The organism is uncultured Parasphingopyxis sp. (assembly GCF_937129435.1).
GTDB lineage: Bacteria > Pseudomonadota > Alphaproteobacteria > Sphingomonadales > Sphingomonadaceae > Parasphingopyxis.
This window is the reverse complement of sequence record NZ_CAKZNF010000037.1, coordinates 63,200-87,255: the sequence shown is the minus strand read 5'-3', so window position 1 is coordinate 87,255 and position 24,056 is coordinate 63,200. Positions and strand designations below refer to the sequence as shown.

At 64.7% G+C, this 24,056-nt stretch carries 21 protein-coding genes; 10 read left to right on the top strand and 11 right to left on the bottom strand.

Features of this window, described 5'->3' with window-relative positions:
• Positions 1–191 precede the first annotated feature (191 nt).
• From Q0139_RS07685 to htpX, 8 genes are all read right to left on the bottom strand, one after another.
• The gene (locus tag Q0139_RS07685) at positions 192–398 is read right to left on the bottom strand and encodes a cold-shock protein (RefSeq protein ID WP_298019761.1); all 207 of its coding nucleotides are present in this window, start codon (positions 396–398) and stop codon (positions 192–194) included.
• A gap of 191 nt (positions 399–589) precedes the next feature.
• Positions 590–1,207, bottom strand: coding sequence for an alpha-ketoglutarate-dependent dioxygenase AlkB (locus Q0139_RS07680; protein ID WP_298019759.1), 618 nt, complete (start codon positions 1,205–1,207; stop codon positions 590–592).
• A gap of 2 nt (positions 1,208–1,209) precedes the next feature.
• A complete protein-coding gene (locus Q0139_RS07675; protein WP_298019757.1) occupies positions 1,210–2,088 on the bottom strand; it encodes a hypothetical protein in 879 nt (292 codons plus the stop codon).
• 105 nt (positions 2,089–2,193) lie between these two features.
• Positions 2,194–3,798, bottom strand: coding sequence for a bifunctional phosphoribosylaminoimidazolecarboxamide formyltransferase/IMP cyclohydrolase (purH, locus tag Q0139_RS07670; RefSeq protein ID WP_298019755.1), 1,605 nt, complete (start codon positions 3,796–3,798; stop codon positions 2,194–2,196).
• Positions 3,799–3,979: 181 nt separating this feature from the next.
• Positions 3,980–5,704 (bottom strand): heparinase II/III family protein, encoded by a 1,725-nt coding sequence (locus Q0139_RS07665; RefSeq protein WP_298019753.1) that lies wholly within the window; start codon positions 5,702–5,704, stop codon positions 3,980–3,982.
• Positions 5,701–6,363: a ribulose-phosphate 3-epimerase gene (gene rpe, locus Q0139_RS07660; protein WP_298019751.1), complete on the bottom strand. Its 663-nt coding sequence runs from the start codon at positions 6,361–6,363 to the stop codon at positions 5,701–5,703. The genes Q0139_RS07665 and rpe overlap by 4 nt, the downstream gene beginning before the upstream one ends.
• Positions 6,364–6,469: 106 nt before the next feature.
• Complete coding sequence (locus tag Q0139_RS07655) at positions 6,470–7,747, bottom strand: RsmB/NOP family class I SAM-dependent RNA methyltransferase (protein ID WP_298019749.1); 1,278 nt, start codon at positions 7,745–7,747, stop codon at positions 6,470–6,472.
• Positions 7,748–7,906: 159 nt separating this feature from the next.
• Entirely contained in the window at positions 7,907–8,815 is a 909-nt protein-coding gene (gene htpX, locus Q0139_RS07650; protein ID WP_298019747.1) for a zinc metalloprotease HtpX, read from the bottom strand.
• Between the two features lie 69 nt (positions 8,816–8,884).
• On the opposite strand from htpX, the gene Q0139_RS07645 reads away from it, so the two are divergent.
• Entirely contained in the window at positions 8,885–9,055 is a 171-nt protein-coding gene (locus tag Q0139_RS07645; protein WP_298019745.1) for a DUF1674 domain-containing protein, read from the top strand.
• Positions 9,056–9,198: 143 nt separating this feature from the next.
• Here Q0139_RS07645 and Q0139_RS07640 read toward each other — a convergent pair whose 3' ends face one another.
• Together Q0139_RS07640 and tsaD are read right to left on the bottom strand one after the other, a co-directional pair.
• The gene (locus tag Q0139_RS07640) at positions 9,199–10,191 is read right to left on the bottom strand and encodes an NAD(P)H-dependent glycerol-3-phosphate dehydrogenase (protein WP_298019743.1); all 993 of its coding nucleotides are present in this window, start codon (positions 10,189–10,191) and stop codon (positions 9,199–9,201) included.
• A gap of 22 nt (positions 10,192–10,213) precedes the next feature.
• A complete protein-coding gene (tsaD, locus tag Q0139_RS07635; RefSeq protein ID WP_298019741.1) occupies positions 10,214–11,248 on the bottom strand; it encodes a tRNA (adenosine(37)-N6)-threonylcarbamoyltransferase complex transferase subunit TsaD in 1,035 nt (344 codons plus the stop codon).
• A 75-nt stretch (positions 11,249–11,323) separates the two neighbouring features.
• On the opposite strand from tsaD, the gene hemC reads away from it, so the two are divergent.
• The 9 genes from hemC (at position 11,324) to Q0139_RS07590 (ending at position 22,868) form a co-directional block, all read left to right on the top strand.
• Entirely contained in the window at positions 11,324–12,253 is a 930-nt protein-coding gene (gene hemC / locus Q0139_RS07630; protein ID WP_298019739.1) for a hydroxymethylbilane synthase, read from the top strand.
• A complete protein-coding gene (locus Q0139_RS07625; protein ID WP_298019737.1) occupies positions 12,250–12,924 on the top strand; it encodes a uroporphyrinogen-III synthase in 675 nt (224 codons plus the stop codon). The genes hemC and Q0139_RS07625 overlap by 4 nt, the downstream gene beginning before the upstream one ends.
• 65 nt (positions 12,925–12,989) lie before the next feature.
• The gene (locus Q0139_RS07620) at positions 12,990–13,910 is read left to right on the top strand and encodes an ABC transporter ATP-binding protein (RefSeq protein WP_298019735.1); all 921 of its coding nucleotides are present in this window, start codon (positions 12,990–12,992) and stop codon (positions 13,908–13,910) included.
• Positions 13,911–13,962: 52 nt separating this feature from the next.
• Positions 13,963–14,382, top strand: a complete 420-nt coding sequence (locus Q0139_RS07615) for an endonuclease domain-containing protein (protein ID WP_298019733.1) — start codon at positions 13,963–13,965, stop codon at positions 14,380–14,382.
• Between the two features lie 8 nt (positions 14,383–14,390).
• Complete coding sequence (nadB, locus tag Q0139_RS07610; protein ID WP_298019732.1) at positions 14,391–15,980, top strand: L-aspartate oxidase; 1,590 nt, start codon at positions 14,391–14,393, stop codon at positions 15,978–15,980.
• A 56-nt stretch (positions 15,981–16,036) separates the two neighbouring features.
• A complete protein-coding gene (locus tag Q0139_RS07605; RefSeq protein WP_298019730.1) occupies positions 16,037–17,209 on the top strand; it encodes an MFS transporter in 1,173 nt (390 codons plus the stop codon).
• Between the two features lie 100 nt (positions 17,210–17,309).
• Complete coding sequence (polA, locus tag Q0139_RS07600; RefSeq protein WP_298019728.1) at positions 17,310–20,084, top strand: DNA polymerase I; 2,775 nt, start codon at positions 17,310–17,312, stop codon at positions 20,082–20,084.
• Complete coding sequence (locus Q0139_RS07595; protein WP_298019726.1) at positions 20,081–21,346, top strand: cation:proton antiporter; 1,266 nt, start codon at positions 20,081–20,083, stop codon at positions 21,344–21,346. Before polA ends, Q0139_RS07595 begins: the two co-directional genes overlap by 4 nt.
• 1 nt (position 21,347) lies before the next feature.
• The gene (locus Q0139_RS07590; protein WP_298019725.1) at positions 21,348–22,868 is read left to right on the top strand and encodes a lipopolysaccharide biosynthesis protein; all 1,521 of its coding nucleotides are present in this window, start codon (positions 21,348–21,350) and stop codon (positions 22,866–22,868) included.
• Between the two features lie 113 nt (positions 22,869–22,981).
• On the opposite strand, the gene Q0139_RS07585 is transcribed toward Q0139_RS07590, so the two are convergent.
• Entirely contained in the window at positions 22,982–24,019 is a 1,038-nt protein-coding gene (locus Q0139_RS07585; RefSeq protein WP_298019723.1) for a DUF1176 domain-containing protein, read from the bottom strand.
• Positions 24,020–24,056 lie beyond the last annotated feature (37 nt).

Here is a 24,056-nt window from a genome sequence, read left to right as displayed (position 1 = left end):
TGTCAGGCCTCGCCTTCGGCTCGGCGCGGCACCAGCCCTCTCCCCCACCCGGCCTCCCACTGAGTGTATCCTGGATGGGAGGCCGGGTGGGGGAGAGGGCTGGTGCGGCGCTTTGGCGCTAGCCAAAGTCTGACAATGACAGCCTGACCAAAAAAAGGGCCGGCATCTTCACGATACCGGCCCTTTCTCGTTTAGGCTTCTTTCAGCTCGACCGCGGCCATCTTGCCGGGGCGGTCCTCGCGAAGCTCATATTCGATCCGCTGGCCTTCGGAGAGCGAGCGCATCCCCGCGGCCTGGACGGCGGTCTTGTGGACGAAGGCGTCCTTGCTGCCGTCTTCGGGCTGGATGAAACCGAAGCCCTTTTCGTCATTGAAGAATTTTACGGTGCCGATAGGCATAACATTTCCCTTTCGAAGGGTCGTCGCCCGCCAAATGCGAGCGTAGTTGCCGGACGCGATCATTCGCGGCCGGGCTGCGGTAGGAAGCGTGTAGAAAGGGAAAAGCGGGCCTTCACGGCCATAGTCCGTCGCCACGTGCGACTTGGGCAGTGCGCGCTATATAGGCCTGGTTGTGGCGGAGCGCAATTGCTCTAATCGGGGTAGATATATCGAAAGGTTAGGTTAATTCGAGGACCGCAAGGTTGAGATTGCTTGTTAATACCGTGGTTCCAATTTTTTTGAGTACAGCCTTTCATCAAAAGTAAACTTCCAGATTTTAATTCAAGATGATTAATTTTAAGATCTTTTTTCTTTTTATGTTTGAATATTAATGTGCGGGTCGCACCGTAGCTTAGTGATGCAATTGTAGGATCTGGGCCTAATGATTTTTCATTGTCGCTATGGAAGCCCATACTGTCACGATGATCTCTATATAAATTCAACAGAACGCTATTGAATCTTTCATCAATTAATTCCTCAAGCTTTTGGCGAATTGATAAAAGAAGGTCTGTCCAAGGCAACGGATGCATGATGGTGCTCGAATATGTATAACTTTTGCCGGGGTCGCCGTACCAAGCAGTCAGTCTAGGCTGTTTATGTTTTTTTCCCCAGACCATGACCTCCTCATGAAGCCATATGGTATCATCGTACAATTTCCTAAATATCTTTGCGTTTTCCATAGGATAGGGAAATTGCCTGATGTAAGAGACGTCAGAATCCGGCATCCGAACATGGCGGAACTGCAAATCTGACGCAAATAAATCGTCCATAGCTATTTCTTTTTCCAAATTTTCGTCGCGACTTCCCCTTTGAGCTTCGGCCATTGCCCGCCGAATCTAGCTTGGAATGGTATCTTCACGACATCTGCCCGCTCGCTGTAGCTCATAACCATGTGGCCATGTTCTTCATCCAGCAGCGTCACCAGATCATTTCTTTTGCACATTTCCGCATCGATCCGCGACGAAAAATTCGATCCCCCGTTATCGAGATAGCAAAATAGAGCCCCCGCCTTCGCGCCACTGATAACCTGATCCAAAAACCCCGACACAGAGCCTTGCGCGTTGAAGGACCAAACTTCGGACAAGCAAAATGAAAGAGTGAACAGATCAGCAGAGCAAAATTGCCAATCGTCTGTCCATGGCGAACCGGCAGATAGATCAAGGTCTTGGTGGGTATGCGTAATCGGTGGCTGATCATCGAAGGTCGATACAAGTTCATCACGGCATCGCCACCACTGCGGGTGATGATCTAAAATTGTAAACCGAAATGTTCGATCGCCTAGCCCCCATTGGCGAGCAAATTTGATGACTCCTAAAATGTCGCTACCTGGTCCTCCGCCAATGCATGCAACATGTGGCGAGGGTACATCCAACGTGCGTTTCACCGCGGACGTTTGCTGGCAAAGCATTTTGTGCAGCCAATCCCCATGGGCCGCCAGCGACCGGTATGCGTAAGCGATGTGGGTCGTCAATTTGCTGTAATCGATTGCTGGACGATCTGAATTAAGCATTCCGCCGCCGTAGGCGGATGAAAGCATCGCCAATCGCTGCTGGACGAACGTATCTACGTCGCCGCCGTTTTGTATGTTGTTCTGTGCTGCGGGCAGCAAAGCCTCAATGACCGAACGAACTCTTTCAAAATTAGTTGCCATTCGCCTCTCCGATGACAAACGACAACTTTAATCACGAGTTCAAATTCCGTCTAGAACCAGACTGCTTATGATGGCAGCTAGCTCGAACATCGCAAAATTTAGACCTCAATGCCGGAAATGCCGCATCCCGGTGAAGACCATCGCAATCCCCGCTTCGTCCGCCGCCGCGATGACTTCGTCGTCGCGGATCGATCCGCCAGGCTGGATGACGCAGGTGGCGCCGGCTTCGACGGCGGCGAGCATGCCGTCGGCGAAGGGGAAGAAGGCGTCGGAGGCGACGGCGCAGCCCTGGGTGCGAGGGGTCGGCCAGCCTGCTTTCTCCGCCGCATCCTTCGCCTTCCATGCGGCGATGCGGGCCGACTCCAAGCGATTCATCTGCCCCGCGCCGATGCCGACCGTGGTCCCGTCCTTCGCATAGACGATGGCGTTCGATTTGACGTGCTTGGCGACCTTCCACGCGAACAGGCTGTCGGCCAGTTCCTGCGCCGTGGGTTCGCGCTGGGTGACGACCTTCAGGTCCTTCTCGCCGATCAGGCCGTAATCGCGCGTCTGGAACAGGACGCCGCCGGCGATCGTCTTCATCGTCATCCCCGCGCGGCCCGGATTGGGCAGCTCGCCCGTCAGCAATAGCCGCAGGTTCTTCTTTTTCGCGAAGATCGTGCGCGCGTCGGCATCGGCATCGGGGGCGAGGACGACCTCGGTGAAGATTTCCGTGATCGCCTCGGCCAGTTCGCCGGTCAGCGGTGCGTTCAACGCGACGATGCCGCCAAAGGCCGACACGTTGTCGCAGGCGAGCGCCTCCTTGTACGCGGTCATCATGTCGTCCGCGACGGCAACGCCGCACGGATTGGCGTGCTTGACGATGACGCAGGCGGGGGTCGCATCCTCGAACTCGCTGACCAGCTCCAGCGCCGCATCGGCATCGTTGAGGTTGTTGTAGGATAGCTCCTTGCCCTGCACCTGTTCGGCCTGGCCCACACCCTGCGCGCCCGGGCCGACGGGGACGTAGAGCGCGCCCATCTGGTGCGGGTTTTCGCCATAGCGCAGCGTCGAGACGCGGCGGACGGGGACCTGGAAGATTTCGGGGAAGGCCTCGTTCTGGTCGCCGAAGGAGAACCAGGTCGAGATCATGGCATCGTAAGTCGCGGTGAGCGAGAAGGCCTTTTCCGCGCATTTGCGGCGGAAGGCGAGGGTGGTGGCGCCGTCCGTCTCGTCCATCTGGTTCGTCAGCGTGTCGTAATCGGCGGGGTCGGTGACGATGGCGACATGCGCGTGGTTCTTCGCCGCCGAACGGACCATCGAAGGCCCGCCGATATCGATATTCTCGATAATGTCCGCGCGCCCTGCTCCGCTCGCAACCGTCTCGGCAAAGGGGTAGAGGTTGACCACGACGAGATCGATCGCGCCGATATCGTGTGCCTCCATCGCGGCTTTGTGCTCTTCATTGTCGCGCATCGCGAGCAGGCCGCCATGGACCTTGGGGTGCAGCGTCTTGACCCGCCCGTCCATCATCTCGGGAAAGCCGGTGAGATCGGAGACGTCGCGCACCTCGAGCCCCGCCTCGCGCAGCGCCTTCGCCGTGCCGCCGGTCGAGACGAGCTCGACGCCATGCTTCGCAAGCGCGGTGCCAAGATCGGCGAGCCCGGTCTTGTCGGAGACCGAGAGAAGCGCGCGGGTGATTTTGACGGGGCTGTCGGTGGGGGTGGGCATGGGGTGGTCCTGTTGTGTCTGACGGTTGTGGTTCGGAATGGCTATCGAAGCCCTCCCCCTTGATGGGGGAGGGTTTGGGTGGGGGTGACTTCACTACAAGCGATAGCATTTGCGGATGGCTCACCCCACCCCCGGCCCCTCCCCATCGAGGGGAGAGGAGAAAAGACGCGTCCCATATCCACTACCCCGCCCGCTTGAAAGACCAGCCGAGCGTCGCGCCGCCGGGCGGAGCGACGCCGCCCAGCACGAGCTGTTTCGACGGGCAGGCGCGGACCTTTTCGTCGATCCACACGCTGGCGTCGATCTGGACGCTCGCGCCGCGGCAGCGGAAGTGCCAGGCCGGGCCGCCGGGGATGCGGAGCAGCGCGCCCGTCCCCTCGCCCGCCGGCGTCACCTCGATATCGGGCGAGAGGTGGAACCGGACGGCGAAGCCGGTGTCGTCGGCCTGTTTCTTGCCTTCGGGTTCGAGGATGTCCTCGCCCTGCAGCTCGTCGCCTTCGGCGCTCAGCGCGATGCGGCGGCGGTGGATGAAGCCGTAGCGGCGGACATAGCCGTCATGGCTCGCCGCGATCCGCGCGATGCCGTCCCGGTCGCTGCGCTCCATCTCGACCTCGACGACGCCCTTGCCCAGCGACCCGTCCGGGTTGAGCGCGGTCGAATTGCTGTCTCCAACGACCAGCGTCGAATGCGCGGCCGTTGTGCGCAGCCGCTGGGCGAAATCCTGCGGGATCGCACTCCCCACCGCCCCGCCGCAATTGACGACGATCCGGTGCGGTCCGTGCGACAGCTCGAACGCCAGCGTCGAGGCGCAGCCGCCCGATTCGAGCCGCTGCGCCGGGGGCGGGGCGGCGTCCATCAGCACGATGCTGTCCCCCGACTGCAGCCGTTGATAGCCCCAGTCGCGCGCGTTCTTCAGCGGCAGCGCGCGCTGCCCCGATGCCTCGATCGCGGCGGCGACGCGGCGCGGATAGGAAGGCCCGCCGCCCTGCCAGCTCGATAGCCCGCCATCGCCCAGCGTCGCCCCCATCAGCGCGGGCACGGCATAGGAGAGCGCCGAGGCGAAGGGCGCGGGAAACTCGACGCGGCGCACATCATAGGCGGAACGGAGCATCGCCAGCGTCTCGACCAGCGCCAGCTGCGCCGCCGGGCTGCGGCACACCATCCCGCCGTCCGCCGTCAGCGTCTGCGAGAGCGCGCGCGCCAGCCCCGCCTCGCCGCGCGCCGTCCGCGCGTCGCCGCCCTGGACGAGCAGACCGGCGGCCACCACGCCCGACCAGGCGCGGACCTGATGGATGCCGATGGGCGCCTTCATCGCGGCGCGATCGAGATGCCGCGCGCCGCGTGCCAGCGTGTTGAGCACGTCCGATCGGTAGACGAGATCGCCGGACGAGAGGATCAGCGGCGCATGGCTCGCCCAGAGCAGCACGCGCTGCCCCCACATATCCGCCCGCCAGCTGCTTTCGGACACCCGGTCCGCCCAGTTGGAAAGCCAGTTGCGCATCAGCCTTTCGGCGACCGGCGTCGCCTCTTCGCGCGTCCCGGCGGCGTCGAGATCGCGCAGCCATTCGAAACTTTGCAGATAGTCGGTGAACCCCGCCGAAGCCTCCAGCGCGCCGAAATCGAGATCGGCGAGCGCGATCTGCTCGTTGTGAAAGAGCGCGCGCCCTTCGAGCAGCGCCGTCCCGCGCACCGGATCGCCGGGGATCGGGTCCTCGGGCACGGCGACGAGCTTGAGCGGGAATTTGCCGCGCAGGCGGAGCCGATGGAGCGGCGTGCGCCAGACGAGATAGCGGAACCGGTCGGCAAGCTTCTCGCCGAGCGAGCGCCCGCCATCGTCGAGCCGGATCAGCCGCCGCCCGGGATCGATTCCGTCCGCGCTCTGGCCGTCACCCGCCATGGCGCTCATTCCCCTCGCAGGGTGCGGATATTGTCGGCATAGGCGGACGGCCCGCCCCGGAAGGTCGCGGTGCCGGCGACCAGCGCGTCGGCACCCGCGGCGATGGCGCGCGGCGCGGTGCTCGCATCGATGCCGCCATCGACTTCGAGATCGATGGGCTTGCCGGTCGCGTCGATCTTCGCGCGGATCGCCTCGATCTTGCGAAGCTGGCTGTCGATGAAGCTCTGCCCGCCGAACCCCGGATTGACGCTCATGACAAGGACGAGGTCGACATCGTCGATGACGTAATCGAGCACGTCCTCGCTCGTCGCCGGGTTGAGGACGACGCCCGCGCGCTTGCCGAGCGACGTGATGTGCTGGAGCGTGCGGTGCAGATGCGGCCCGGCCTCGGGATGGACGGTGATGGTGTCGGCACCGGATTCGGCAAAGGCGTCGAGATACTGGTCGATCGGCGAGATCATCAGATGGACGTCGAACGGCTTTTCGGTATGCGGGCGCAGCGCCTTCACGACCGCCGGGCCGATGGTGATGTTGGGCACGAAATGCCCGTCCATCACGTCGATATGGATCCAGTCGGCCCCGGCCTTGTCGATTGCGCGCACCTCCTCACCCAGCTTCGCGAAGTCGGCCGAGAGGATGGAGGGTGCAATGCGAACGGGCTGCGGCACAATGGCGACGGCTTAGGGTCGGAGCGGCACAGGGGCAAGCGGGAAGCGCGGCTTTGCGGGCGGGAATGGGGATAAAACACCTCCCCTCCCGCAAGCGGGAGGGGGACTATTCACGACGCAGCTTTGCCATGAAGAAGCCGTCGCACCCGCCGGGATCGTCGATCTGGCCCGGCAGGATGCGCAGCCAGCCTCGCTCGCCGGCGGCGAGACCATCGGGGAGCATGGCCCGATCGGGTGGAACGATGGAGAAGCCGTCGTGTTCGGTCAGGAAGGCGTCGATGATTTCCTCGCCCTCGGCGCGTTCGAGCGAGCAGACGGCGTAGACGAGATCGCCGCCAGGATTGAGCCAATCGGCGGCCCGGCGGAGCAGCTTTGCCTGCAGTTTCGCGCTCTCGACGATGACTTTGGGCCGGGCGCGATAAAGCACTTCGGGATGCCGACGAAAGACGCCGGTGGCCGAACAGGGTGCGTCGAGCAGGATGGCATCGAACGCGCGCTCCGGCTTCCAGGCAAGGGCGTCGGCGGCGATCGTTTCGGCCTGCAGCCCGGTGCGCGCCAGATTGTCGGCCAGCCGTTCAAGCCGGCTCTCCGACCGGTCGAGCGCGGTCACCTGCCAGCCCGCCGCCGCCATCTGCATCGTCTTGCCGCCCGGCGCCGCGCACAGGTCGAGCGCCGCCCGGCCGTCGCCGTTTCCGAGAAGCCGGGCGGGCCGCGAAGCGGCGATATCCTGCACCCACCAATTGCCGGCTTCGAAGCCTTCGAGCGTGTCGATCGGTTGGCGTGGCAGGCGGACATGGCCGGGAGCGAGCGCCTTGCCATTGTGCTCTGCGGCGAAATGCTCGGCCTCGGCAGGATCGGCGAAGCTCAGGTCGAGCGGCGGCGGGGTCGCGATGGCACGGGCGGCGGCCTCGGCCACGGTTTCACCCCATTGACCTCGCCAGCGTTCGGCGGATTCGTACGGTAGAGTGGGAACCTCCGGCAGCTTCGCCTCCTGCCGCATCAGCGTCCCGAATACGCCATGCGCCAGCCGCCGTGGCCCGCCGTCGAGCAGCGGCAGTGCCGTCGAGATCGCGGCATGCGGCGGCGTTTCGAGTACGAGCGCCTGGGCGAGCGCCATGCGCAGCACCGTGCGCGTCTTGGCATCGTCGGGCAGGCGCTTCTTCGTCGCGCTGTCGATCAGCGCGTCGTAATCTGGCATCCGGCGCAGCACCTCGCCCGCGATCGCCAGAGCCAGCCCGCGATCGTCGGCACGGTCGAGCGGTGCGAGGATTTTCGGCGCGGCGGTATCGAGCGGCAGCCCCTGTCGCAGCACGGCATCGAGCAGGCGCAGCGCCGCGCGGCGGGTCGCGGTGCCTTTGGCGGGTTTGGGTGGGCGGTTGTTCATGGCGTTGTTTATCGTCAGAATTTCGCTAGCGCGAAATCGCCGTACCGGCCCGCACCCCCTCCCGGCCTCCCACGAGCGTATCCTGAATGGGAGGCCGGGAGGGGGTGCGGGCCGGTACGGCGCCGAGCCGAAGGCGAGGCCTGACACGAAATTCCATATTCAGCGTTTGCGCCCGAACGGATCGAGCGCACTGCCACCACGCGCCGGTCTGGCGACGGCTTCATATCCGCCGCCCGGATCGAGCACGCTTGCCATCTTTTCCAGTTCGGCGATGCGGTTGCCGGTGTCGGGATGGGTCGAGAACAGGCTGTCGCCGCGGCCGAAAATTGCCGGGACGATGTAGAGCTGCGCGGCGGCCGGGTTGCGCTGCACGGTTTCGTTCGGAACCTGTTGCGCTCCCCGAGCGAGCTTTGCCAGTGCCGAGGCCAGCGCGCGCGGCTTGCCGCTGATCTCCGCCCCGCCCCGGTCGGCGCTATATTCGCGCGTCCGGCTGATCGCCATCTGCACGATCATCGCCGCGAAGGGCGCAATGATGATCGCGGCGAGCCCGGCCAGTCCCGCGCCGCGCCCGTCGCCCCGAAAGAAATAGCCGAAGGTCGCGAGCATCGAGATTGCGCCCGCGATCGTCGCCGTCATCGTCATGATCAGCGTGTCGCGATTCTTCACATGGGCGAGTTCGTGCGCCATCACCCCGGCGATCTCGTCGCGATCCAGAATCTGCAACAATCCCGCCGTCGCCGCGACGGCTGCGTTCTCCGGATTGCGGCCGGTCGCGAAGGCGTTCGGATGCGGCGTGTCGACAACATAGACTTTCGGCATCGGCATGCCGGCATTGTGGGCCAGTTCCTCGACGATCCGATAGAATTCGGGCGCGCTCCGCGCATCCACTTGCCGGGCATTGTGCATGCGCAGGACGATCTTGTCGGCGTTCCAATAGGTGAACAGGTTCATGCCGGCGGCGAACACCAGCGCCAGCAGCATGCCCGCACGCCCGCCGATGGCGAGGCCGACGGCCATGAAGATCGCCGTCATCGCGGCGAGCAGCATCGCGGTCTTCACATAGTTCATCTTGCCAACTCCCATACTCGTCCCGAAATGGGGATCGCGTCCGATTTTGGCAATCGAAGGAGCGCCGTCATGACCGCAAAACGCCCCGACTGGGTCAAGGCTCCCGATCATCTGAGCAAGAGCCCGCCGGTTCCGGAACCCGAAGAACCGAAACAGGCGGCCGAACATGGCGGCGGCGATGGGCCCGAACGCACGCGCTATGGCGACTGGGAACGCGAAGGAATCTGCTGGGACTTCTAGTTTGTCAGAATTTTCCTAGCGGAAAATCGCCGCACCAGCCCGCACCCCCTCCCGGCCTCCCATTCAGGGTACTCTCGTGGGAGGCCGGGAGGGGGTGCGGGCGGGTGCGGCGCCGAACCGAAGGCGAGGTCTGACAAAAAACTCTAGCCCAAACCTTCGCTCTTCAACGGCCGCGACAGCAGCGCCTCGATCGCCTGCTCGACGGTCGCAGTCCCGTCGAGCAGATCGCACACCGCTTCGGTAATCGGCATCTCGACCCCGGCGTCCTTCGCCGCCTCGCGCAGCACCGGGGCGGTATGCGCGCCCTCGGCGACCGTGGTGCGATCCGACATCAGCACCTTGGCGCTCTTGCCTTCGCCCAGGCCCCGCCCGAGCGAGAAATTGCGCGAACTGGTCGAGGAGCAGGTCAGTACGAGATCGCCCAGGCCCGACAGTCCGGCCAGCGTTTCCGCCCTCGCGCCGCGCGCCAGGCCGAAGCGCGTCATCTCCGCAAAGCCGCGCGAGATCAGCGCGGCGCGCGCATTCTGGCCCAGCCCCCGTCCGTCGACGACGCCGCAGGCGATGGCGAGCACGTTCTTCACAGCGCCGCCGATCTCAGCGCCGACCACGTCGTTCGAATAGTAGGGCCGGAAGGCGGGCCGGGCGAGGCGCCTGGCCAGTTCGGCGCCAAGCGTCTTGTCCTCGCATGCCAATGTCACGGCGGCGGGCAATCCTGCCGCCACTTCATGCGCGAAGGTCGGGCCGGAGAGCACAGCGATCGGCGCGCCCGGATAGGCCTCGGCCGCGACCTCGTTCATCAGTTTCTTGGTACCCGCTTCGATGCCCTTGGCGCAGAGCACCAGCGGGGCGAAGCCGATCGAGGCGGACGACAGCGTCTTGCGCAGATGCTGCGCGGGAGCCACGACAAGGATCGCGTCGCAATCGGCAAGATCGTCGATCCGGCTGGTTGCGCGGATCTTGTTGGAAAGCGCGATATTGGGGAGAAAGAGCGGGTTTTCGCTGCGGTCGTTGATCGCGTTGACGACATCGCCCTCGCGCGCCCAGAGCAGCACCGGTTCGCCGTCCGCGGCCGCCGCCTGTGCCAGCGCCGTTCCCCAGGCACCGCCGCCGATCACGCCGATCCTCTCCATCGTCATGCTGCGCTCCTCTTCTTTTCGGTCATGCCTTCACGCCTGCGCCGCGGACCTTTTCGCCGTCGGGATCGAGCGGCCAGCGGGCCCGCGCCGGTGTGTCGAGCGGGTCGGTGAGGCCGGCCGCGAAACGCTCGGCCCCGGCCCAGGCGATCATCGCCGCATTGTCGGTGCAAAGCCAGGGCGGCGGCGCAACGAGCCGGACGCCCGCTTGCTCGCCAAGGGCTGCCAGCCTTTCGCGCAGCGCGTTATTCGCCGCCACGCCGCCCGCAATGACGAGCGTTTCGATATCGGGATGCGCCTCGAGCTGCATTTCGAGCCGGTCGATCAGGCAGTCGATGACCGCCGCCTGCAGGCTTGCGGCGATGTCTTCGGCCGCATAGTCGCCGCTCTGCTGCGCGCGCAGGACCGCGGCCTTGAGGCCCGAGAAGGAGAAATGCGGCTCGCGCGAACCGGTCAGCGGGCGGGGGAGCGGGACGGCTTTCGGATCGCCGTCCTTGGCAGCGCGCTCGACCGCCGGGCCGCCGGGAAAACCCAGGCCCAGCGCCTTGGCCGTCTTGTCGAACGCCTCGCCCGCCGCATCGTCGATGGTTGTCGCGAGCCGGCGATAGGTGCCGACCCCCTCGACGCGCAGGATCTGGCAATGACCGCCCGAAACGAGCAGCAGCAGATAGGGAAACTCCAGATCCGGATCGGTCAGGCGCGGGGAGAGGGCATGGCCTTCGAGATGGTTGACCGCGATCAGCGGCTTGTCCGCCGCCAGCGCCAGCGCCTTGCCCGTCATCAGCCCGACCATGACCCCGCCGATCAGGCCGGGCCCGGCCGTGGCGGCGATCGCATCGACCCGATCGAGTTCGATCTTCGCCTCGTCGAGCGCGGCGGCGACGAGCGGCGTCATCACCTCGACATGCGCGCGCGCGGCGATTTCCGGCACCACGCCGCCATAGGGCCGGTGCGCCTCTTCCTGCCCGGCCAGCTTGTGCGACAGGATTTCGCGCTCGCCCGTGACAAGCGCCGCCGCGGTTTCGTCGCAGCTCGATTCAAGGCCGAGGATGATCGTCATGAAGGCCAATATAGGCGCAAGTGCCGGTTCGGCGATAGGTTTCGCCGGTGCGGCAAATCGGCTAGCAGGCGCACCATGCAGACTCCCATCCGCATCGGCACGCGCGGTTCGCCTTTGGCGCTCGTCCAGGCGAACATGGTCGCAGCGGCGCTGCGCGACGCGCACGGGCTGGCGAGAGACGATGTCGCGATCGTCCCGGTAAAGACCACCGGAGACAAGGTGCAGGACCGGCCGCTGGCCGAGATCGGCGGCAAGGCGCTCTGGACGAAGGAGCTCGATCGTGCACTTGCCGGGGACGAGGTCGATTGCTGCGTCCATTCGATGAAGGATGTCGAAACGATCCGCCCGGCCGCGATCCGGCTCGCCGCGCTGTTGCCGCGCGCCGATGTGCGCGACAGGCTGATCGGCGCGGAAAGCATCGAGGCGCTGCCGAGAGGCGCGCGCGTCGGGACCTCGTCGCCGCGACGCGCGGCGCAGCTTCTCAACCTGCGGCCCGATCTCGATATCGATACGCTGCGCGGCAATGTCGCGACACGGCTGGCGGCGGTGGAGGAGGGCCGCTTCGACGCGACGCTTCTGGCGGCGGCGGGGCTCGATCGGCTCGGCCATGGCGATGTCGGCCATGCGATCGAACTCGAAACGCTGCTGCCTGCCCCGCAACAGGGTGCCATCGGCATCGAGATTCTGGCCGAGCGCGCCGATCTCTTGCCGGTATTCGCGGCTATCGACGATATCGAGACCCATCGCTGCGTCGCCGCCGAGCGCGTCCTGCTCGATATGTTGGGCGCCGATTGTCACAGCCCGGTTGCGGCGTTGGCGCGGATCGACGGCGAGAGGATGACGATCGGGGCCCAGCTGCTCACCAACGAGGGGCGCGAGAGCGTTGCCGGATCGCGCGACTGCCCCGCCGATGCAGGCGAATGGACGGCGCGCGAACTGGCAAAGGCGTTGCTCGCCGATGCTTCCGCGCCGATCCGCGCGCTGTTCGCGGGAGCCGAAGCATGACTCGCCCGCCGCTCGTCATCCTGCGGCCGCAGCCCGGCGCCGAACAGACGCGCGAACGCGCGGAAAAGGCAGGATGGCAGACCGTTGTCGCGCCGCTGTTCGAGATCATTCCGCAAGCCTGGATTGCGCCCGATGCGGATGAATTCGACGCGGTGATGGCAACCAGCGCCAACGCGCTGATGTACAGCGGCAACGTGCTGACGCAGCTGACCCAGCTTCCCTGCTACGCCGTCGGGCGGCGGACGGCGCTCGAAGCGCGGGCAGCGGGATTTTTCGATATCGAGATCGGCGACGGCAATGCGCAGGCACTGGCCGATCGACTGCGCGAGGATGGCAAAAAGCGCGTCCTTCATCTCGCCGGAGAACGCGTTCGTGCCTTTGACGAGACCGGTCTGGAGATCACGCGCGTGACGACCTATCGCGCGCTCGAGATCGAACCCGAAGGACTGGCCGATGCGCTGCAATCCCCGGCGATCGTCATGCTGCACTCGCCACACGCGGCGGAAACTTTCGATGGCTGGTGCAGGAGCAGCGGCGTGGTTCGCGATCATGTCGCGCTTGTCGCGATCAGCGGCAATACCGCCGACGCGGCCGGATCGGGCTGGCGCGAGATTGCCATCGCCGAAAGCCCCGGCGATGCCCCGTTGCTCGATGCGGCGCTTCGGTGCTAGCCAAAGCCTCATAAAGCCAACCCCCAACCCTTGCACTAACGCAACCAGCGGCTATGCGCTTCGCCATGACCGAAGCCGCGATCGCCATCGACCATGTGACCAAGATCTACGCCGGCGGGGTGAAGGCGCTCGATGATGTCAGCCTCGATGTGCCTGCGGGTTCGATCTTCGGATTGCTCGGCCCCAATGGCGCGGGCAAGTCGACGCTCATAAATATCCTCGCCGGACTGGTTAACAAGACGAGCGGCAAAGCCTCGATCTGGGGCTTCGACATCGATACCGATCACCGCAACGCCAAGGCGTCGATCGGCATCGTCAACCAGGAAATCACCTTCGATCCCTTCTTCACCCCTGCCGAAACGCTGGACATCCAGGCCGGGCTGTTCGGGGTGCCGAAGGCGCAGCGGCAAACGATGGACCTCCTCCGCGCCGTGCATCTCGAGGATAAGGCCGACGCCTATTCGCGGACGCTGTCGGGCGGAATGAAAAGACGCCTGATGGTCGCCAAGGCGATGGTCCATTCGCCGCCCGTTCTCGTGCTCGACGAGCCGACGGCCGGCGTCGATATCAGCCTGCGCCAGCAGCTTTGGGAATATGTGCGTGATCTGCACGCGGGCGGCGTGACCGTGGTCCTGACGACGCATTATCTCGAAGAGGCCGAGGAGCTGTGCGACCGCATCGCGATCATCAACAAGGGCCAGGTGATCGCCGACAAGCCGACGCGCGAGCTTGTCGACATGGCGCAGGAAAAGGCGGTTGTCGTCACGGTGGAACGCGCCATCGAAACGCTGCCCGACCAAAGCTGCTTCGAAAAGGTCGAGCAGATCGACGAACACACGCTCTCGATCACCTATCGCAAGGACAAGGTGAATGCCGGCGAGGTGCTGACCGCGCTTAATGAGGCCGGGCACAACATCATCGACGTTTCGACGCGCGAGCCCGACCTCGAAGACGTGTTCCTGAACCTGACGCGGGAAGCGGCGTGATTGGGCGAGGTCGAGTATTCGATCCCCCTCCCGCTTGCGGGAGGGGCTAGGGGTGGGCCAGTTCAAACCTCGCAACACTGAGCGCGCCCGCTCTTTGCGCAACGCCGCCACGCCGGCGGAGCGCACGCTCTGGAAATATCTGAACCGGAGCCGGCTTGGCGGACACAAGTTCAGCCGGCAGATGCCGATCGGTCCGTATTTTGCCGATTTTCTGTGTCGTGCCGAAAAGCTTGTGATCGAGATCGACGGCTTTTCGCACGACGGCCGGCAGCCAAGTGACCGAAGGCGTACGCGGGAATTGGAATCGCAAGGTTACATGGTCATGCGCTTCACCAATGACGACGTTCTCGATAATATTGACGGCGTGGTGCGGTCGATTGAAACGGCGCTGGCCCACCCCCGGCCCCTCCCGCAAGCGGGAGGGGAGAAAGAAGCGCAACACGGTTCCCGTCCCGCTTGCGGGAGGCGTTAGGGGTCGGCATGAATCACGACATCCTCATTATAGGGTCAGGCGCTGCAGGCCTCACCGCAGCGCTGGCGCTGGCCGAGCGGTTCAAGGTGCTGGTGCTCGCCAAGGGGGCGATTTCGGGCGGGTCGACGGCCTGGGCGCAGGGCGGGATCGCGGCGGTGCTAGAACCCGGCGATACCTTTGAAAGCCATATCGAGGATACGATGATCGCGGGCGCCGGGCTCAATCGGCGGGAGACGGTCGAGTTCGTGGTGGAAAACGCGCCGCGCGCGATCCGGCGGCTCATCGATCTCGGCGCCAATTTCACGCTGGCCGATGACGGTGATTTGCACCTGACGCGCGAGGGCGGGCATTCGCACCGCCGCATCGTCCATGCCGACGATGCGACAGGCTGGGCCGTGCAGGAGGCGCTCGAACGCGCCGCCAACGACAATCCGAACATCACCCTGATGCCCGACATGGTCGCGATCGACCTGATCACCGATCGGCACCGCGCCGATCCGTCGGGCGACAACCATGTCTGGGGCGCCTACGCCTTCAACAAGGCGAGCGGCCATGTCGAGACTTTTGCAGCGCGCGCGACGATGCTGGCGACGGGCGGGGCGGGCCGCACCTATCTGTTCAGCACCGCGCCGCGTGGCGCAACGGGCGACGGGATTGCTATGGCCTGGCGCGCCGGGGCGAGCGTGTCGAACATGGAATTCATGCAGTTCCATCCGACCTGCCTCTATAATCTGGAGGTCAAGAACTTCCTGATTACCGAGGCGGTGCGTGGTGAGGGCGGGCAACTCAGGCTTCCCGGCGATGCGCCCGATCCGGGCTATCGCTTCATGCCCGATTTCGACGAGCGCGCCGAACTGGCGCCGCGCGATATCGTCGCCCGCGCCATAGACCATGAAATCAAGCGGCTCGGCCTCGACTATGTCCATCTCGACATCACGCATCGCGAGGCGGAGTTCGTGAAGGGGCATTTCCCGACGATCTATGAACGGCTGCTTCCGCTCGGCATCGACATGACCAAACAGCCGATCCCCGTCGTACCGGCGCAGCATTATACCTGCGGCGGCGTCAGGATCGATCTCGACGGGCGCACCGACCTGCCTGGGCTCTATGCGGCCGGCGAGGTCAGCGAAAGCGGTCTCCACGGCGCGAACCGGCTGGCGTCGAATTCGCTGCTCGAATGCTTCGTCTTCGGCGAGGCGGCCGCGAACCATATTCTCGCGCATTGGGACGACCTGCCCGAGGCCCCGGCGATCAACGACTGGGACGAGAGCCGCGTCACCGATTCGGACGAAGAGGTGGTGGTGCAGCATAACTGGCGCGAAATCCGCCGTTTCATGTGGGACTATGTCGGCATCGTGCGGACGACCAAGCGCCTCGAACGCGCCCAGCATCGCGTCGAATTGTTGCGCAGCGAAGTCGATGATTATTACGGCAATTTCCGCGTCACGCCCGACCTGATCGAGCTTCGCAACCTGATCGAGGTCGCCGCGCTGATCGTCCGCTCGGCACTGTCGCGCAAGGAAAGCCGGGGGTTGCACTATACGACCGATTATCCGGGGCTGGCGGACGAGGCCGTGGATACGGTGCTCCGACCCTAAATCCTTCCCGTGCCGGGGAGGATTTTTTGCATGTAACCGCATATGGCCGTTCGGCCATGTCCCTCCGCCGCTTCCTTCGCGCCTATTATGTCTATGCGTTTCTCGTCGATTTCATCTTCGGCGATGCGATCTACACCGCCTATTTCACGCTGTCGGGGCTCGATATCTGGGATATCGCGCTGCTCTTCATCATCTGGGCAACGGTCGCGGCGGTCTTCGAGATTCCGTCGGGCGCGCTGTCGGACCATTTCGACCGGCGCTGGCTCCTCGTCGCGGCGCCGCTGATCAAGGCGGTCACCTTCGTCATCTGGGCGATTGGCGGCGGCGATTTCTGGCTGATCGCGCTGGGCTTCCTGATCTGGAGCTTCTCCGGCTCGCTGATATCGGGATCGAAAGAGGCGCTGTTATTCGAGCATATGGAGGCGGCGGGAGCGGCGGACGATTATGACCGTGTGCTCGGCCGCGACCGCGCGTTGCAGGAGATCGGCGCGGGCACCGCGATGATCTTCGGCGGCCTAGTCGGCCATTATTCGATGATCGCCTCGCTCTGGCTCGCCGTGCCGCCGCTGATCGGCGCCGCGATCGCCGCCTTCTGGCTCACCGACATCCGCCTGCGCCCCGAATCCGGCGGCGACAGGCCCGGCTATTTCTCCCATTTCGGCGAGGCGGCGCGCGAATTCGGAGCGCGGGCGGACCTGCGCTTCCTGACCGTCTATCTCGTCTTCGGCGTGATGCTCTTCTACGTGCTCGAGGAATTCGACCCGCTCTATTATCTCGCGGTCGGTGTACCGATCTGGGCGTTCGGATTGGTCGGCGCGCTGGCCATCGCCGCCTATGCCGGGGCGAGCGTCATGGCGCACCGGCTCGACAGCTACCCCGTGGTCGGCTGGCTGTTTCCGCTGCTATCGGGCCTGTGCCTTGTGCTGGCCGGAATCGGCCACTCGATCTGGCTGCTGGTGCCGCTGATGGCCTCGCGGATCCTCTCGGCGCCGCCCCTGATCCTCGCCGAAGCGAAGTTCCAGCGCGTCATGAGCGGTGCGAGCCGGGCGACGACGACCTCGGCCATGGTCTTCTTCCATTGCGTGGCGAGCATCTTCATGTGCATCGCATTCGGTCTCGCCGCCGATGCGTTCGGCGTGCTGGCCGCCTATGGCTGGTGCGGAGTTTACCTGATCGCCGTCGCGCTCTGGGCCGCCTGGCGTCATGCCAGGGGCCAGAGCGCGATCTAGGCGGCGCGGCGTTCCCGGTTTTCCATCCAGATTTCGGCGCCGCGGCACGGCGCTTTCAAACACGGTTTGTCAGCCGCCCCGCATGCGCTAGACCGGCGCGATGCCAGAAGAAAAACAAACGGAAAATCATCTCTATCTCGTCGACGGGTCGAGCTACATCTTCCGCGCCTATCACCGGCTCCCGCCGCTCACCAACCAGCACGGCGAACCGGTCGGCGCGGTCTACGGCTATACGACGATGCTCTGGAAGCTCGTCGACCAGCTGAATGCCGAGGACGGGCCGACGCATCTTGCCGTGATCCTCGACAAGGATTCGACGAGTTTCCGCAACGATCTCTACGACGAATACAAGGCGAACCGGCCTCCGCCGCCAGAGGATCTCGTCCCCCAGTTCCCGATGATCCGCGATGCGACGCGCGCCTTCTCGCTGCCCTGTATCGAGGAGCAGGGCGTCGAGGCCGACGACATCATCGCAAGCTATGCGGTGAAGGCGCTCGAAGAGGGCTGGAAAGTCACGATCGTCAGCTCCGACAAGGATCTGATGCAACTGATCGTGCCCGGCCTCGATCTCTACGACACGATGAACGACCGCAAGCTCGGCGCCGATCACGTCATGGAGAAATTCGGCGTCATGCCCGACAAGCTGGGCGAGGTGCTGGCGCTGATGGGAGACAGCGTCGACAATATCCCCGGCGTCACGGGCATCGGGCCCAAGCGCGCGTCGGACCTCATCAACGAATTCGGCACGGTGGAGGCGGTGCTCGAAGCCGCGCCCGACATGAAAAAATCCAAGATGAAGGAGAATTTGATCGAGCAGGCGGAGATGGCGCGGCTCTCGCGCGTGCTCGTCGAGCTGAAGCGCGATTGCGAGCTGCCCGAGCCGCTCGAGGATTTTGCGCTGAAGGGGATTCCGGAAGAGCCGCTGCGCGAATTCCTGTCGCACCATGGCTTCAAATCGCTGCTGAGCCGGATCGGCGGCGATAGGGCCAATGCCGAGATGGCACAGCATAGCGAGGCCGAGGCAGCTCCGGTGCCCGAGGACCCGCCCTGCGATCACAGCCAGTTCGTGGCCATTACCGACGAGGCCGAACTCGATCGCTGGATCGCCGAGGCGACGGCGCAGGGTTTCGTCGCGGTCGATACCGAAACCGACAGCCTTGAATCCGTGACGGCACGGCTGATCGGCGTCAGCATGGCGCTCGCACCGAACCGGGCCTGCTATATCCCGCTCGGCCATGGCGGCACCGGGCTGCTCGACGAAAAACCCGAACAGATCGATTTCGATGTCGCGCTGGCGAAGCTGAAGCCGCTGTTCGAGGATCCGGCGGTGCTCAAAATCGGGCACAATCTCAAATACGATCTGGGCGTTTTGCGGCAGCATGACGTCACGCTGTCTCCGATCGACGACACGATCGTGATGAGCTTCGATTGCGATGCGGGCCTGCACGGGCACGGCATGGACGAACTGGCGCGCCTCCATCTCGATCATAGCTGCATCGCGTACAAGGACGTTGTCGGCACCGGGAAGAAGGCGATCTCCTTCGCCGAGGTGCCCGTCGAGCGCGCGACCGAATATGCCGGCGAGGATGCGGACATCACGCTCCGGCTCTGGCGGCAGCTGAAGAACCGCATCCCGGCCGAAGGCGTGACGCGCGTCTACGAGCTGGTCGACAAGCCGCTGGTCCCCGTGATCGCGGCGATGGAGTGCGCGGGCATCAAGGTCGACCGCGAGGAACTGTCGCGTCTCTCGGCCGAATTCGCCGAACAGATGGAAGCGACCGAGGCCGAAATCCACGACATCGCGGGCGAGAAATTCGCCATCGGCAGCCCCAAGCAATTGGGCGAGATCCTGTTCGACAAGATGGGTCTCAAGGGCGGGCGCAAGGGCAAATCGGGCGTCTGGTCGACCGATGTCAACGAGATGGAGCGGCTCGCGCGGAGCGGAGAGCCGATTGCGCGCAAGGTGCTCGACTGGCGGCAGCTCAGCAAACTCAAATCGACCTATACCGATGCCTTGCAGGCGCAGATCAACGCGAAGACCGGGCGCGTCCACACGAGCTACAGCCTCACCGGCGCGCAGACGGGCCGGCTCGCCTCGACCGAGCCGAACCTGCAGAACATCCCGATCCGCACCGAGATCGGGCGGCAGATTCGCCATGCCTTCGTCGCCGAGGAAGGCAATGTCATCCTCGCCGCCGACTATAGCCAGATCGAACTGCGCCTCGCCGCGCACATGGCCGATGTCCCGGCGCTGAAAGAGGCGTTCGAGCGCGGCGACGACATTCACGACATGACGGCGAAGGAGCTATTCGGCGAGGTCAACCGCGACACGCGCGGGCGCGCCAAGACGATAAACTTCGCCATCCTCTACGGCATCTCGCGCTGGGGGCTGGCCGGACGGCTCGAGATCGAGCCCGACGAGGCGCAGGCGATGATCGACCGCTATTTCGAGCGCTTCCCCGGCATCAACCGCTACATCACCGATACGCTCACCGCGGCGAAGGAGAAGGGTTTCACGACGACTTTGTTCGGCCGCAAGACGCACTTTCCCTATATCCGAAGCTCGAAGCAGCATGAGCGCCAAGGGGCCGAGCGCGCGGCGATCAACGCGCCGATCCAGGGGACGAGCGCCGATATCATCAAGCGGGCGATGGCGCGGATGATGCCTGCGCTGGAAGAGGCGGGATTGCCTGACGTCCAAATGCTGCTGCAGGTGCATGACGAACTCGTCTTCGAGCTGCCCGAAGGCGACGTCGAAGGCGCCACGGACGTGATCCGCGACGTCATGGCGTCGGCCGCGGAGCCGCTAGTGACCATCAGCGTGCCGCTCGGCGTCGATATCGGAACCGGCAAGAGCTGGGGTGCCGCGCATTGACACTGCCGACGCTGACCCAGGACTTTCAGGAACTCTACATTCCGTTCCTGATGGGAAGCGGGCTGCTCATTTTCCTCGTCGCGTGGCTGCCGCTGGTCCTCAGGAAGATGCCGCTGTCGCTGCCGATCATCTGCGTCGGCATCGGCATGGCCGTCTATTCGGTCGAGCGCTTGGCCACCTATGCCGTCCATCCGATCGACCAGCCGGTGCTCGTCGAAAAGGCGGCCGAGTTCATCGTCATCATCTCGCTCATGGGTGCGGGGCTGAAGATCAACCGCGACTTCACCTGGCCCAACTGGCATCTGACCGGGCGCCTGCTCGTGATCGCCATGCCGCTGACGATCGCCGCGCTGGCGATTGCCGCGCATTCGATCCTCGGCGTCGGCATCGCGACGGCGCTGCTGCTCGGCGCCGCGCTCGCACCGACGGACCCGGTGCTCGCCGCCGATGTCCAGATCGAAAAGCCGCATAGCCCGCAGGACGACGAGGCGCGCTTCGCGCTGACCTCGGAAGCGGGGCTCAACGATGCGCTCGCCTTTCCCTTCGTCCATCTGGCGATCGCCGTCGCTGCCGCGAGTACGTTCACAATCGGCAGTTTCGGCGAATGGATGCTCGATGCGGTGCTGTTGAAGCTCGCCATCGGCGGGGTCGTCGGCTGGGCCGGCGGCAAGGCGCTCGGCTGGATCATCTACCGCCTGCCCCAGGCCGGGCGCCTGTCGCGCTCGGGCGACGGTTTCGTCGCGCTGGCGGCGACGCTCGTCATCTATGCCGGGACAGAGATGCTTTACGGCTATGGCTTCCTCGCCGTCTTCGTGACCGGTCTGATGCTGCGCCGTGCGGCACCCGACGACGATTTCAACGAACGGCTGCACGATTTCGCCGATGAGACCGAGCGGCTGCTGATGATGGCGCTGCTCGTCGTGTTCGGCGGGATGATGACGGCGGGCGGGCTGTTCGCGCTGGTCGACTGGAACACGGTCGCCTTCGCGCTGATCGCGATCTTCCTTGTCCGGCCGGTCGCCGGCTGGATATCGATGATCGGATCGCCCGTGCCGCGCGCCGAACGCGCGATCATTTCCTTTTTCGGCATTCGCGGTCTCGGCTCGGTCTTCTATTTCGCCTATGGCATCAATCACGGCCTGTTCGACGAGCCGACGCGGATGTGGGGGACGATCGGCCTTGTGATCCTGATCTCGATCCTGCTCCACGGCATCACCGTGACGCCGGCGATGAACTTTCTCGATCGGCAGAAGGCGGACTGATATGGCGTCCGCCCCGCCCCGCGAGCCCGAAACGCCCAAGGCCGACCTGCAGGCGCTGGCCAAAGGTGGACGAACCAATCTTTTCGGCTTCGTGCTGCGGCTGGCCGCCCGCATCCCCTTCCTGTTCATCGCCGGCCGCTGGTACGGCGCCGAGGCACTCGGCATCTTCGCCTATGCGGTGATCGTCGTCGAATTCGTCGCGCAGCTCGCGACGCTTGGGCTGAAGCGCGGCCTGGCCGAGCGGCTCTCGAACACCGATCGCCCGCATGTGCACGAGATCTGGGACGCCATGCTCGCCGGATTTGCCGCATCGGCGATCGGTGTGATGCTGCTCATCGCCTTTCCCTGGGCGATGTTTCCGAACAGCGAGATTCAGGGGATCGAACGACTGCTGCCGCTGACGATCTTCGCGCTGGTGGCCAGCGACATTGCGCTCGCCGCGCTCGCCTATCGCCACGATATCGCATCCACCGTTCGCGCCCGGGCGATCATCGAACCCTGGACGATCAGCATCGCCGCCTTTGCGCTGGCCTTCGTCTCGTCGCGCGACGGGCTCATCATCGCTTACGTTCTCTCGATGATCGCCGCGCTGCTCGCCTCGCTCTGGCCGCTCATCCGCACCTACGGCCTGCCCTATGGATGGCGGCCGCATCCGGGGCGGGTGATCCAGCTCGCCTGGTACAACCTGCCGCTCGCCGCCGCCGATGCGATCGAGTGGATTTCGCGCCGCATCGATATCGCAATTCTCGGCCTGTTCTTCGGCCCAGTCATCGTCGGCATCTATTATGTTGCGCAGCAAGTCGCGTCGCTGCCGCAAAAACTGAAGACCAGCTTCGATCCCATCCTCGGCCCGGTGATCACGAAAAACCTCAAAGAGGGCAACAAGGCGGCCGTCGCGCACCAGGTGAAACAGGCGGGTTTCTGGATCATCGCGGCGCAGGCCGGTGTCGCGCTCGCGCTCGGCATTCCGGGAGAGGCGGTGATGGGGCTCGTCGGCGCGGCGTTCGTCGGCGGCACCGGCGTGCTCGCCTTCCTGCTCGCCGCCGAAGTCGTCGCGGCGACGGCGGCGGTGTCGGAAAGCGCGCTGATCTATGTCGCGCGCCACCGCAACCTGATGATCTCGACCTTCATGATCGTGGTGCAGGCGGCGCTCAGCGTGGCGCTGATCCTGCTGTTCCAGCACCTCGAATGGTCCGAACTCTACCAGGCGACAGGCCCGGCGATCGCGCTGATGCTGGCGCTCGGCATGGCTTCGATCATGAAGGCGCGGCTGCTCTCGCGGCTGCTCGCGGCACCGGTCAGCCCGTGGCGCTGGGCGCTGGTCTGGGCAACGGGCGCGGCGACCGTGGTCGGCTTCATCGCGACGCAGGTGCCCGAATGGATGGAACTCGCGATCGGCGTCCCCGCGGTCCTTGCCGTCTATTGCGCGATCATCTGGCTGCGCGGCTTCGGCGAGGAAGACCGGATGCTGTTCCGGAGCGCGAAAAAGGCGGAAGGGGTGAGCTTGCCCGAGGGGAGATAGATTGTAGGATCGGTTTTGTCAGACTTCGCCTTTGGCTGGTGCGGCGAACTTCCGCAAGGAATTTTCTAACAAACAACACGCGGCGCTTTGGCATTAGCCAAAGTCTGACAATATTACGGCTCCACCGCCTCGACATTCGCCCGCCAGACCGGAATCCAATAGGGGCTGCCCCGGCACTGGTTCATTTCGCGCCGTTCGATCAGGCGGAACATCTCGCCGTCCCAGACGAAGCGCTCGGCCGTTCCGCAGTCGCCGATCCCGCGGCCCTTGGCATAGGTGGAGAGGACGCCGCTATCCTCGTCCCAGTTGACATTGACCAGCAGCGGAACTTCCATGTCGTCGCCCCAGGCGAAGACATGGTCGAAACGGGCGGGCGCCACTTGGCCGTCCCGCCGGACATAGGCGATGTCGCTGAAATTATAGGCGCCGTCCGAGCAGGAGATCAGGATCAGGTCGGCCGCGTCGGACAATATAAAGGCATCGTTGCGCGTGCGGCGTTCGCCGAACCCGTCGCATTCGCGCGCCTCGTGGAGGGCCTCGGTTTCTTCCATCGATAGCGGTGTCGCGGTTTCGCCGTTGCGCGCGGCGATCGGCATCGATCGGACCCGCGGAACGGCAGGCGGTTCGGGGACATTGCTCGCGGGCTCTTCGCCGACGGCCACGCCCGCCGTCACCGTGCCGGCCCGGTGCTGCCGGTCCTCGATGAACAGGAGCGCGGCATAGGAACCGGCGAGCGAAGCATCGCCGAGCCATTCGCCGTTCGGCCCTTCGAGCCGCGCGGCATCGCCCCGCGCCAGCGCTGAAACGATGGCCTGCGTCCGTGCCGGATCGAAATGGAACTCTTCGCCGCCGCCGCTTTCGGCCCATCCCATATGGCGGTCGTCGACGATCAGCCCGATCCGATCCGGCTGATCGTCCTCATAGTTGCGGAAGCCGACGCGATAGGGCTGGTTCGGGCCGCCGAGCCGCTGCACGAACAGCGAAAGCGGTGCGCTGCCGGCTTCGCCTTCCGGCTCGAGCGCCTGCGCCTCGCATGCCCAGCCATTGTCGCAGCCGACGGCCCAGTCGCCGTAGAGCGACACCTGTCCCGGCCCGGCCTCGTCGACCCATGGCGCCGTCATCGCGGCGATAATGATAGCCCATCCAAACATCGCCCACCCCTAGCCCGATGCCGCCATGCGCGATAGT

Coding starts and splice junctions, on each gene's coding strand:
- Q0139_RS07685 (WP_298019761.1), bottom strand. CDS start 398: ATGCCTATCGGCACCGTAAAATTCTTCAATGACGAAAAGGGCTTCGGT.
- Q0139_RS07680 (WP_298019759.1), bottom strand. CDS start 1,207: ATGGACGATTTATTTGCGTCAGATTTGCAGTTCCGCCATGTTCGGATG.
- Q0139_RS07675 (WP_298019757.1), bottom strand. CDS start 2,088: ATGGCAACTAATTTTGAAAGAGTTCGTTCGGTCATTGAGGCTTTGCTG.
- purH (WP_298019755.1), bottom strand. CDS start 3,798: ATGCCCACCCCCACCGACAGCCCCGTCAAAATCACCCGCGCGCTTCTC.
- Q0139_RS07665 (WP_298019753.1), bottom strand. CDS start 5,704: ATGAGCGCCATGGCGGGTGACGGCCAGAGCGCGGACGGAATCGATCCC.
- Q0139_RS07655 (WP_298019749.1), bottom strand. CDS start 7,747: ATGAACAACCGCCCACCCAAACCCGCCAAAGGCACCGCGACCCGCCGC.
- htpX (WP_298019747.1), bottom strand. CDS start 8,815: ATGAACTATGTGAAGACCGCGATGCTGCTCGCCGCGATGACGGCGATC.
- Q0139_RS07645 (WP_298019745.1), top strand. CDS start 8,885: ATGACCGCAAAACGCCCCGACTGGGTCAAGGCTCCCGATCATCTGAGC.
- Q0139_RS07640 (WP_298019743.1), bottom strand. CDS start 10,191: ATGACGATGGAGAGGATCGGCGTGATCGGCGGCGGTGCCTGGGGAACG.
- tsaD (WP_298019741.1), bottom strand. CDS start 11,248: ATGACGATCATCCTCGGCCTTGAATCGAGCTGCGACGAAACCGCGGCG.
- hemC (WP_298019739.1), top strand. CDS start 11,324: ATGCAGACTCCCATCCGCATCGGCACGCGCGGTTCGCCTTTGGCGCTC.
- Q0139_RS07625 (WP_298019737.1), top strand. CDS start 12,250: ATGACTCGCCCGCCGCTCGTCATCCTGCGGCCGCAGCCCGGCGCCGAA.
- Q0139_RS07620 (WP_298019735.1), top strand. CDS start 12,990: ATGACCGAAGCCGCGATCGCCATCGACCATGTGACCAAGATCTACGCC.
- nadB (WP_298019732.1), top strand. CDS start 14,391: ATGAATCACGACATCCTCATTATAGGGTCAGGCGCTGCAGGCCTCACC.
- Q0139_RS07605 (WP_298019730.1), top strand. CDS start 16,037: ATGTCCCTCCGCCGCTTCCTTCGCGCCTATTATGTCTATGCGTTTCTC.
- polA (WP_298019728.1), top strand. CDS start 17,310: ATGCCAGAAGAAAAACAAACGGAAAATCATCTCTATCTCGTCGACGGG.
- Q0139_RS07590 (WP_298019725.1), top strand. CDS start 21,348: ATGGCGTCCGCCCCGCCCCGCGAGCCCGAAACGCCCAAGGCCGACCTG.
- Q0139_RS07585 (WP_298019723.1), bottom strand. CDS start 24,019: ATGTTTGGATGGGCTATCATTATCGCCGCGATGACGGCGCCATGGGTC.